At 68.6% G+C, this 2,914-nt stretch carries 3 protein-coding genes; all 3 read right to left on the reverse strand.

Annotation, left to right across the window (positions count from 1 at the left end; all coding sequences use genetic code 11):
* On the reverse strand, positions 1-799 hold a 799-nt coding region (gene mraY, locus ACIQ3R_RS17005), incomplete at its 3' end, for a phospho-N-acetylmuramoyl-pentapeptide-transferase (RefSeq protein ID WP_397420036.1).
* Positions 799-2,205 carry a UDP-N-acetylmuramoyl-tripeptide--D-alanyl-D-alanine ligase gene (gene murF / locus ACIQ3R_RS17010; RefSeq protein ID WP_397420037.1) on the reverse strand — a complete coding sequence of 469 codons (1,407 nt, stop codon included), beginning with the start codon at positions 2,203-2,205 and terminating at the stop codon, positions 799-801. The genes mraY and murF, both read right to left, overlap by 1 nt.
* Positions 2,198-2,914, reverse strand: a 717-nt coding sequence (locus ACIQ3R_RS17015) for a Mur ligase family protein (protein WP_397420038.1), incomplete at its 5' end; no start/stop codon positions are given. The genes murF and ACIQ3R_RS17015, both read right to left, overlap by 8 nt.

A 2,914-nucleotide genomic window follows, 5' to 3' on the forward strand; every position in this document is an offset into this window, starting at 1 on the left:
CATTGTACCAAAGAAAGCCCAACCCCGCGCCGATGATCGCCCCGCAGATCACCGCCAGCTCGCCCACACCGGGCACGAAGTGGAGCTGCAGATAGGTCGAAAACACGAAGTTTCCGACGAGATAGGCGATCAGCCCGTAGGCCGCCGCGGCGATCATCACCGGCACGGTGGCCAACCCATCCAGTCCGTCGGTGAAGTTCACCGCATTGGCCGCGCCGACGATGATAAAGGCGCCGAAAAGCAGATAGCCCCAAGAGAGATCGACGAAGATCTGCTTGAACACCGGAAAGGTCACCGAGGTCAGCAGTTCAGGGTTCTCCGGCGGTTTGGCGGCGAAGACGATAATCAGTGCGACCGCCGCCATGGCGATCGACGTCTCCAGGACCAGCCGCATCCGGCCCGACACGCCCGCCGTCGATTGCTTGGTGACCTTGGCGTAGTCGTCGAGAAAGCCGACGAAACCATATCCGCCCGTCACCAGCAGCACCGCCCAGACATAGACGTTGGAGAGGTCGGCCCACAGCAAGGTCCCGGCGAACAGACCCGCCAGGATCATCACGCCGCCCATGGTCGGCGTGCCGGTCTTCTCGATGATGTGCCGCTCAATGCCCTCGGCGCGCATGGGCTGGCCCTTGCCCTGCTTGGACTTCATCCATCGGATGAACCTCGAGCCCAGGGCCACCACCACCAGCTGCGCCGTAAAGATCGCCAGGCCCGTCCTCAGCGTCTGGTACTTCAGCAGGTTCAGGATCGGCACGTAGTCCGCCGACCCGAAGGTCAGATAAAGCCAGTAGAACATCAGCCGGTCTCCCCCGGGCGGCGTGGGGCCTTGTCGAGCCCGCGCAGCATCTGGGCGATCAGCCCTGCGCGCGACCCGTTTGACCCCTTCACCATGACGACATCGCCGGCGCGCACGGCGTCGGCGATCTGCGGCGCAAGCTCCGCCGCACTGTCGGCGTAGCCGCCGCGTCGAGTCGGCGGAAGCGCCTCCCAAAGCGATTTCATCAGCGGCCCGGCGCAGAACACGACCTCGATCCGTGCATCGGCCAGCGGCGCGGCCAGTCCCGCATGAAACGCCTCGGCCTCGGGACCGAGTTCCAGCATGTCGGTCAGCACCACGACGCGCCGCCCCTCGGTCCGCCGCGCGCCCAGCGTGGCGATGGCCGAAGCCATCGACACCGGATTGGCGTTGTAGCTCTCATCGATCAGTGTGAATTCGCCGGCCGGCCCGTCGACGCGGGCTTCCGCACCGCGACCGTCCAGCGGTGCGAACGCCGCCAACGCCGCCAGACCCGTCTCAAGGCTCACATCGAGCGCCTCAAGCATCAGCAGCACGGCCAGACTGTTGGGGCCCCAGTGGAGCCCGGTCTGCGCCAGTCGGATGTCCACCGCCCGACCGCGGATCTCGGCCTTCGCCACGGCGCCCCTATCGCCGGCCTCGAAGCCTAGCAGACGGGCGTCGCAGTCCGCCGTGGACCCGAAAATCCTCAACGAGGCGCCCGCTGCGAGCGCCGCGTCCTTGAGTGTCCCGAACCACCGGTTGTCGGCGTTCAGGATCGCAACGCCGCCAGGCTCTAGTCCGTCGAAGATTTCCGCCTTTGCGCGCGCCACCCCAGCCTCGCCGTCCGCGAAGTTCTCCGTGTGAACCGGACCGACGGTGGTCACCATGGCCACGTGCGGCCGCACCATCCTGGACAGCGGCCGGATTTCCTCGGCGTGGTTCATGCCGATCTCGAAGACCGCGCGTTCGGTCGCCGCCGGCATCCGCGCCAGCGTCAGCGGCACGCCGATATGATTGTTGTAGCTCTTGACCGAGGAATGCGCCCGGCCGGCAAGGCTCAGGCCGGCCATCACCGCCTGGGTGACGCTGGTTTTCCCGACGGAACCGGTGACGGCCCCGCGGCGCGCGCCCTTGGCCCGCTCACGCGCCGCGACGCCCAGGGCCTCCAGCGCCCTCAACGTGTCAGTCGCCGCCACGTGCGGCCCCAACACGGCATGGCCGGTGAGCGCGCCCGCCGCGCCCGACGCCATGGCCTGCGCCACGAACTCATGCCCGTCGCGCTCTCCGGCCAACGCCACAAACAGATCGCCGGGCGCCAGGCTGCGGGTGTCAATCGAGACTCCGTTCGCGGAGAACGCCCCACCGCCGGCCAATCCGCCTGTCGCCGCCGCGATGGCCTCCGAGGTCCACAGGGCGTCAGCCATGGACAGGTTCCAGCGCCGCTTGCGCCTCCGCGACGTCGTCGAAGGGATGGGTCACTCCGGCAACGATCTGCCCTTGTTCGTGGCCCTTGCCGGCCACAACCACGATGTCGCCGTCGGTCATCAGCGCGCAGGCCGCCCGGATCGCCTCGCGCCGGTCGCCGATCTCCCGTGCGCCGCGCGCTCCGGCCATCACCTCCGCCCGGATCGCTGCGGGGTCCTCGGTGCGCGGATTGTCGTCGGTGACGATGGTCAGGTCCGCCAGTCGGGCGGCGATCTCACCCATGATCGGCCGCTTGCCCTTGTCGCGGTCGCCGCCTGCGCCGAACACCACGATCAGCTTGCCCCGGGCATGGGGCCGAAGCGCCTTCAGCACGGTCTCCAGACCGTCCGGGGTATGGGCGTAATCCACATAGGCTTCGCCGCCTCGGGGACCTGCGCCCACTCTCTGCAGCCGCCCGGCCACGCCCTGAAGCTCCGCCAGTCCAGCGAAGGCGTCATCCCAGGAGAGCCCCGCCGCACGGCAGAGTCCGGCCGCAACCAGCGCGTTCGAGGCCTGGAAGGCGCCCGCCAGCGGCAGCTTCACGTCATAGACCCGACCCTCCGCCCGCAGGACCAGCCGCTGACCGTCGGCCTGCAGCTCCCGCCGCTCCAGTCGGATCGCCTGGCCGGACTCGCCTACGCTCATCACCCGCTGGCCCGAGACCACCGA

Source organism: Phenylobacterium sp. (assembly GCF_044371015.1).
Lineage (GTDB): Bacteria > Pseudomonadota > Alphaproteobacteria > Caulobacterales > Caulobacteraceae > Phenylobacterium.